General features: G+C 40.9%; 6 protein-coding genes and 1 other annotated feature. Of the genes, 5 read left to right on the plus strand and 1 reads right to left on the minus strand.

What is annotated here, in order from left to right:
* Positions 1-308 precede the first annotated feature (308 nt).
* Both P8H26_RS17805 and P8H26_RS17810 read left to right on the plus strand, forming a co-directional pair.
* Positions 309-1097: an ABC transporter permease gene (locus tag P8H26_RS17805; protein ID WP_289634432.1), complete on the plus strand. Its 789-nt coding sequence runs from the start codon at positions 309-311 to the stop codon at positions 1095-1097.
* A 16-nt stretch (positions 1098-1113) separates the two neighbouring features.
* Positions 1114-1863, plus strand: a complete 750-nt coding sequence (locus P8H26_RS17810) for an ABC transporter ATP-binding protein (RefSeq protein WP_289634433.1) — start codon at positions 1114-1116, stop codon at positions 1861-1863.
* Between the two features lie 92 nt (positions 1864-1955).
* Here the strand turns inward: P8H26_RS17810 and P8H26_RS17815 are convergent, their stop codons facing one another.
* The gene (locus tag P8H26_RS17815; RefSeq protein ID WP_289634434.1) at positions 1956-4331 is read right to left on the minus strand and encodes a glycosyltransferase; all 2376 of its coding nucleotides are present in this window, start codon (positions 4329-4331) and stop codon (positions 1956-1958) included.
* A 325-nt stretch (positions 4332-4656) separates the two neighbouring features.
* Here P8H26_RS17815 and P8H26_RS17820 point away from each other — a divergent pair.
* From P8H26_RS17820 to wecB, 3 genes are all read left to right on the plus strand, one after another.
* Positions 4657-5888 (plus strand): IS3 family transposase gene (locus P8H26_RS17820; protein WP_289634435.1). Its coding sequence is split into 2 segments (ribosomal slippage): positions 4657-4948 and positions 4948-5888, totalling 1233 coding nucleotides; the frame shifts between segments, so codons are not numbered across the junction.
* Positions 4941-5057, plus strand: a sequence feature (AL1L pseudoknot). It overlaps the preceding gene by 117 nt.
* 220 nt (positions 5889-6108) lie before the next feature.
* Entirely contained in the window at positions 6109-7359 is a 1251-nt protein-coding gene (locus P8H26_RS17825; RefSeq protein ID WP_289634436.1) for a glycosyltransferase, read from the plus strand.
* 4 nt (positions 7360-7363) lie between these two features.
* Entirely contained in the window at positions 7364-8464 is a 1101-nt protein-coding gene (gene wecB, locus P8H26_RS17830; RefSeq protein ID WP_289634437.1) for a non-hydrolyzing UDP-N-acetylglucosamine 2-epimerase, read from the plus strand.
* Positions 8465-8466 lie beyond the last annotated feature (2 nt).

Here is an 8466-nt window from a genome sequence, read left to right on the forward strand (position 1 = left end):
GGGCTGAATTCCCCTCACCATTCGACGGCAACATTGTAATAATTATTGTTTTGGGACGTCACCCCCTCACCATATTATGTTTTTATTCAATGTCATGAATAACAAAATGAAGATCAAGATGGAGTGGTTGCTTAAGTCCCTTGTTTGAATTATGTCAGCGACTAGTGTGAAATTATTAATGATAGTTGAATCAATCTAGTCCATTTAATGAAGGCTAGTTAAACTCAAATGGAGTTTTAATATGTCATAATTTGTGCCAGGACGGTGAAATGATGATGTTTAAAATTTAGTGCGTAGAAAGCCTCTCTATGAAGAATTTTGGTGTTGGCGTTCAAGATTTAAGAAAAAGCGCCCAGTTATTTCGATTATGGCTAATGCTAGGGTGGGTAGAAATCCGCCAACGCTATGCAAGATCCCGAATTGGTCCATTCTGGATGACAATCAGCATGGGTGTTATGATTACCACCCTAGGTATTGTATATGGCACACTTTTCGGTGCAGAACTTCATGATTACTTGCCGATGCTCGCTATAGGTTTTGTGCTATGGGGATTTATCAGCAGCACAATTAATGAAGGGTGTAATGCTTATGTTACTGGAAGCGCATATTTGAAACAAATTCCGCTTGATCGCGGAATATTCATTTATCAGACATTGTGGAGGAATATAATTATATTTGCACATAATGCAGTAATCATTGTAATTGTGCTTATTTATTTTCAATATAACTTCATACAAAATCTTCATCTTTTTCTGGTTGGATTCATTGTCTTAGCGTGGAATTTGCTTTGGATTACTACCCTTTTATCTACAATATGCGCTAGATACCGCGACTTACACCAAATTGTAGGCAGTATATTGCAGGTATGTTTTTATATCACGCCCATCCTGTTCAAGCGTGAGATGCTAAACAAATACCCGCTACTGATTGAACTGAATCCATTCGCACATTTCCTGGAAATTGTACGATCTCCTCTGCTCGGTCAGCCAGTGCCGCAATTAAGTTGGATTGTGAGTATTGGCCTAGCTGTTTTTGGAAGTTTATTAAGCGTGTGGTTTCACGGGCGTTATAGAGCTCGCATCCCATACTGGGTTTAGTTTCAGGAGATTTCATATGCCTTTTGTCAAAGCTAATAATCTTAGCGTTGAAATGCCGATATATGAACTATCCGGCCGTTCAATGAAAATGCAGCTTTTAAAAAAACTGAGTACTGGACGCATTAATGCGAGTCCGACAGGTGTCACCATCGTAAAAGCACTTCAGAATGTTAGCTTTGAAGTGCACGACGGGGATCGCGTCGGTTTAATTGGTCGCAACGGATCGGGAAAATCGACACTTCTACGCGTTCTAGGAGGCATTTATGAGCCATCGGCTGGTAATATTGTTGTTGATGGCAAAGCTGTTGCACTTCTTGAAATGGGACTAGGTATGGATGATACCTTAACGGGGTATCAGAACATAAAGCTTCGCGGAATGTTGCTTGGCATGTCCTCAGAAGAAATTAGTGCAAAAACACCCGAAATTGCTGAATTCACTGACTTAGGTGACTATCTACATCTACCAATCAAAACTTATTCATCAGGAATGCGCGTCAGACTTGCATTTGCTATCTCTACAGCAATTCATGCTGAACTATTACTACTAGATGAAATAATTGGTGTTGGTGATGCCGCCTTTATTGGAAAAGCTAATACCCGTCTTAAAGAATTTCAACAGCGAGCCAATATTGTATTCCTCGCTTCACATTCTAACGACATCATAGCTGAAATGTGCAATAAGGTTATGTGGTTGGATGCTGGTGAGTTGCGTTATTTTGGCGATGTAAAAGAAGGCCTTAAAGTTTACAGCGAATCATTTTATTAAATAACTAAAATTTAACTCCGATTAATGCGAAGCTTCAATCGGAGTTAAATTATTTTTAATGTCACGTAATTATTAAAATATACACTACTCCATTACCAGATAGTTTTAAGGATAAGACTTTTCCATTTCTTTTTCCATAATTCTACATCATATACATCAATATTAGATGAAGCATTAATGGCTATTCTTTCGAGTAGTGTACGGTCTTCAGCCAGCGCAATGATTGCCTCTCTTAACGCTGAAACAATTGGGCGTATAAGTATACCATTAATGCCATCCTGCACTAGATTTGGCAGCCCGCCTACGTTTGTGGCAATTACAGCACAATTCGAAGCGAAAGCCTCAACACATGACAATGACGTTCCCTCAGATGCCAATGTAGGTATTAGTACAATATGATGCTCTCTATAAACCTCACCCATCTCATCCATATCACGCTCTATCCAATCGACCTTTCCTTTATGGCGTTGAACAAAACCCTGAACAGCAATTAAGTCTTCACCGACTGCCTGACCACATAATGTTAAATGCAAATCGTTACGCGTTCTAAACAATTCATCAAATGCCTCAATAGTTAAATACAACCCTCTTGGCTCATATAAACGTCTTGGCAATAATATCTTTAATTTGCTATCCTCAAAATCTTTCTTTTCAGAAATGAATATTTTTGTATCAACATAATTTGGTATATAATGCAAATTAGCAGCTATATCCCAATCGATAGTCCTAACCCAATTTATAAAATTTGTATCAACACACACTGTATTTCTACAGCGCCTTAAAGATTCAAATATTAAATTATAATCCATCCTTTCCTTGTTGTACAAATTACCAATACTATCCCAATATACACCGTGATTAATACCTATAGCTGGGCGATTACTATCTACAGAACAAGCAAGATCTAATGGAGATGCGATAACCAATTGCGAATTATGTGCCTTTTTACACAATTCTGAACTAACTACATCCGAATTGAATCCTGCATTTGTTTGCACTCCAACAACAGGTACTCCACGAAAATTTCGCTCAAATCCCTTATTCGCATTTTGCAAAATTCGTGGTTGATAACCTAAATCAGAAATTATTTTTGACAAATCATAAACATAACGTTCTGCCCCGCCTTTATATAACACCTCTCCATCCCAATCGAAAAAATTGAAATTTATAATGTCGACTAGTTTATTTGGTTCTTTTACCGCAGCATAACTCTTGTTAACTTGAGTACGCATTCTCTCGAGTAATGGCGCAGTTAAATTACTCCATTCATGCTGACGTAAACACAGCGCATAGCTATGACTGCCGGGTGCAATCCATTTACGGTTTTTAATAATTTGCAAGATTGCCTGAGCATCACAAACATTAATTATCTCAGCATATTCATTAACAGTTTTGGTAGGTAAAGCTAATATCGGCTTGTTAGCCGCCATAAACTCAAATAATTTCAGAGGAGAAACACCATCAGTCCCCTCGCCTGCCACAAAAGGGATGAGACCAATATCTATATTTTGTAAATAATTTTTTATATCGTCGTAAGGTAGCTTCCCTAAATAACGTACGCTGGATAACTTGAAAAGCTCCTCATACTGCTTCTGTATATTCTTTAGCTTTTCGCTATTAAACGCGGCGACAGGCCCCACAAGAACCAATTCTACCCCTGGCAATTGAGCTATTGATTTCAACAGCTCTATATCGAGTAACTCTGAAAGTATCCCATGATAACCAACTCGGAGATTATCGCCACATACGCCATCTGAAAAGCCATTTTGAAAGTCTTTTTGCCAGACACCATTTTCGAGCAGCAATGGATTTTTCGTAACATCAATATTATTATCAAGTAATTTTTTTGATGAAAACAATGTTACATCAGAATGTGATAGTAAATTTTCATGACAGTCTTTAAGTTTTTTCTTATCGCCAGAGAATATAGAAAAATCGTCTAGCACATCATAAACAACAAAAGGCTTATCAAAAAAATCTATAAGACACGAAAATACTGGGTAATGTATATATAAGAAGATATTTTCATCCAAAAAATAGGATGAAACATCTTCAAACATATTAGTCACATAAAGATTTTCTTCAATTCTTGTTATCTTTTTATACTTATCATCAATTGTCATCATAATGCACAAATATCCTGCATTAGATAGACATGAGAGCAGATGATCAGGTCGCTGCTTTAAGCTCAAATCATAAGCAACTGGCGCTAAAACCACTCCCTTATAAGTTCCCAAATCACCAAAAGCATCTCTAAGCTGCTGCAATCTGAATGAATTGTGTTTCTTACTGTAGCTCCTTAAGTATTCATACAAATCATGCTCATCTGATTTTGTACAACCTAAAAACTGGAATTGTTGCTTAGACATCAACTCAATTGATGCAAGTTTTCTACCTAATGTATATCCATATTTACGAACGTACCAAAATCTCAACCTAAGATCATAAGCATAGCTTTTCAACGACATAAAATTCTCTCAAACCAATTTTAGAATAGGTAAACCTCTTTGAAGCTTAGTTTAGTGCACACTAATAAATGTGCAGAAATAATTCAATACGGCACTGACCTAGCCACCAAACCGCCACATCTGAAGTTAATTTTGGATTTGGCCAATAACTAACCAATCCAGCATCCAAACCACACATTCATCGTTTACCCGGCAGAGACCTGATAAGATTCACTTCAACGCGCTGACACCAATGACGATCTCGGCACAAATGAGGCGGAGGCGACTTAGCAGACTGAACCGCACCGGGTTTGCCGGAGACCCCAACTCGTGAGAAGTAGGGTCTATGACAAGCAAAACGACGAACAAATTCTCTCCTGAAGTCCGTGCCCGCGCGGTTCGAATGGTGACGGAGCATGAAGCCGAACATCCCTCCCGCTGGGCGGCGGTATCATCGATAGCGGCCAAGATCGGCTGCTCGGCGCATACGCTCCATGAATGGGTGAAGAAGGCCGAGGTCAACAGCGGCAAGCGTGCAGGTTTGCCGAGCGACGTCGCGGAGAAGATGAAGGCTTTGGAGCGGGAGAACCGCGAGCTTCGTCAGGCGAATGAGATTTTACGCAAAGCCTCTGCGTATTTTGCCCAGGCGGAGCTCGACCGCCCACTGAAGCGATGATTGCTTTCATCGACGAACACCGCTCAAGGTTCGGGGTCGAGCCGATCTGCAGGCTGCTGCCGATTGCCCCGACCACCTATTATGAGGTCGCCGCCAAGCGCACGGACGTGGATCGCCTGTCGGCCCGCGCCCGGAGCGACATGGCCATGAAGATCGAGATACGCCGTGTGTTCAACGAGAACTTCCAGGCCTATGGTGCGCGCAAGGTCTGGCGGCAGTTGCAACGAGAAGGCTTCGACATCGCCCGCTGCACCGTCGCTCGGCTTATGAGAATGATGGGGCTTCAAGGCGTCATTCGCGGCAAGCCAGTCAGAACCACTGTGCCGGACAAAGCAACTCCATGCCCGCTTGATCGCGTGAACCGATACTTCTTCGCACCCGCACCAAACATGCTGTGGCTTTCTGATTTCACGTATGTGGCCACTTGGCAGGGTTTCGTCTACGTCGCTTTCGTGATCGATGCCTTCGCTCGCCGTATCGTCGGTTGGCGGGCAAGTCGGACTGCCCATGCAGGCTTTGTGCTCGATGCTCTTGACCAGGCGCTTCATGATCGGCGGTTCGCCCATCGTGGCGGACTCATTCATCATTCCGACAGGGGCTCGCAATACGTGTCCATTCGCTATTCCGAGCGACTGGCGGAAGCAGGCATTGAGCCTTCTGTCGGAAGCGTTGGCGACAGTTACGACAACGCTCTGGCCGAAACGATCAACGGTCTTTACAAGGCCGAGGTCATCCATCGACGGGGACCGTGGCGCAACTTCGAAGCCGTGGAGTTCGCCACGCTCGAATGGGTCGATTGGTTTAACAACCGTCGCCTTCTGGAGCCCATCGGAAACGTTCCGCCCGCCGAGGCCGAAGAACGATACTATGCCATGCTGGACGCGCCAGCTATGGCCGCATAACTTAAACCAAACGGTCTCCGGCAAATACGGTGCGGTTCAGACTACTCAAAACGCTGAGATCAACCAAACATCTTCTTTTAAAGAAAAGTTCTTTGATGATTTTAATAATATTTTACATTACTTAGGTAGCTGTGAGATATCATTTTGACAAAATGATGATGGCATTCTTTTGGTGAATAAAATTTCACAACATCGAGATTGAGGTATTTTGGTGAACCATATGTATAATGTAGCTAAAAAAATTTACTGGAAAATGCCTCAGAGCATTCAAGGTAAATTGCGGTTACCTGCTAGAAAAATTGCAAATTATTTACGTAAAACCGATTTGACCAAATATAATTTAAGAAAAAATAGTGACTTGTCTTGGCCACAGTTTCAAAAAAACATACTGACACACTCTAATAATTACAAAGGAATTTTCATACAAAGCCCTGTTATTGATTGGGATGTAGAACTGTATCAACGTCCACAACATTTAGCGAATGCATTCGCTAAATTAGGTTATTTAGTTATTTACTGCACTTTAAATTGGTCAAAAGATAATGTTTCTGGTTTCAGACAGGTTTCACCAAATATATGGCTAACCAATTACAATGTAATAGGTAAAATACCTGATTCTATTGTTTCCATTTATTCAACTTCCTACGCATATGCAGATGATATTATCAATGATACAGAGAAAAATTACCATTTAATTTATGAATATATCGATCATATTGATCCTAAAATTAGTGGAGATCCGGCGAACATTGCCCGCTTAGTGAATTTGAAAGATTACGCATTTGGTGGAGGCGCAGATAAAATTGTTGCCTCATCAATTGCACTTTACGATGAAGCAGTTGCAAACGCTGGCGCTGGAAACGTTATTTTATCTCAAAATGGTGTAGATACTGCTCATTATCGTAACATAGCGGAGAATGATTTTAGCCTACCGGAAGAATACAGAAATTTTCGAAATAAATATCAGAACATAGTTGGATATTTTGGCGCTCTTGCACCATGGATTTGGTACGATGCAATCAATGAAATAACTCAAAACAATCCGGAAATAGGGTTTATATTTATCGGACCAGATTATTACGGTGGCGCCAAGAATATAACAAAACGAGAAAATGTGCTTTGTACAGGAGCCATTAATTATAAAGAATTACCCATCTATGCTAAGGAATTTGACATATGCTTCATTCCATTCGAACCTGGTGAAATAGCGAGAACCACCTCCCCACTAAAACTTTTTGAATATTTTGCCTTAGAAAAACCAGTGGTTGTTACTTCAGAGATGAAAGAGTGCATAATTTACAATGAAGTATTCAAAGGTAAAAACTCTGAAGAACTATCACATGCAATCCACAACGCTTTAAAGCACAAGAATGATCAGAGTTTTAAAGCTAAACTCGCATTACTCGCCGATAAGAACAATTGGACAAATCGGGCGATTGCCTTTGAAGGCGCATTTAAGGATGTAAAGTAGCGATATGAAAAAAATACTATGTGTTGTCGGTACTCGACCTGAAGCAATTAAAATGGCCCCAGTCATTCTGGAATTAAAAAAGAAGCCATGGGCTAAGGTTACTGTATTGGCCACAGCCCAGCACAGACAGATGCTTGATCAGGTATTAGGCTTTTTTAACATAACACCAGATTACGATCTAAATGTTATGAAGCCAAACCAAAGCCTTACCGACTTAACAGCACGTCTACTCATTGGCGCAGGGGAAGTATTAGATCAAGAAAAACCTGACGTCGTATTAGTCCAAGGCGATACAACAACCGTAATGTCTGTAGCTCTTGCGGCATTCTATCGGCAGATTCCGATTGGACACGTTGAAGCAGGCTTAAGAACAGGAGATATATTCAACCCGTTCCCTGAGGAAGCTAACCGCATAATAGCTGGCCATTTAGCTACATGGCATTTTGCGCCAACTACGAGTTCACGTGACAATCTATTAAAAGAAAACATCTGTCCTAAGAAAATTGAAGTCACAGGAAATACAGTGATTGATACGTTATTGGCAACAGCTGAAAAAGATATAACTTTACCTATCACTTTACCAAAGCATGAGCGCTTAGTTTTGATTACTTCTCATCGCCGTGAAAACTTTGGTGAACCGATACAGCGCATATGCAGAGCAATACGTAAACTTGCAGAAGATAATCCATGTATTTGCTTTCTCTACCCGGTACACCCTAATCCTAATGTCAAACTAGTCGCAGAACAACAACTGGCGGATCTGTCCAACGTAGTTCTATGTGACCCATTAGATTATGCCCCATTTGTTGCTGCTATGAAAATGTCTCACTTAATTATTAGTGATTCAGGCGGCGTACAAGAAGAAGCTCCAGCTTTAGGCAAGCCCGTTCTTGTCTTGAGACAGGAAACTGAGCGTCCTGAGGCTGTAACGGAAGGTGTAGTTAAGCTGGTAGGCACCGATTACAATCGCATTGTTACAGAAGCACAAATATTAATTGACAATGCAAAAGCTTACGCAGAAATGGCACGAGGAGTATCTCCTTACGGAGACGGCTCTGCATCAAAAAGAATTGCAAATAGGCTAGAAAAAGATTTAGTCATCTAATA

The sequence above is a fragment of the Pseudochrobactrum sp. sp1633 genome (genome assembly GCF_030376605.1).
In the GTDB taxonomy this organism is placed as follows: domain Bacteria; phylum Pseudomonadota; class Alphaproteobacteria; order Rhizobiales; family Rhizobiaceae; genus Pseudochrobactrum.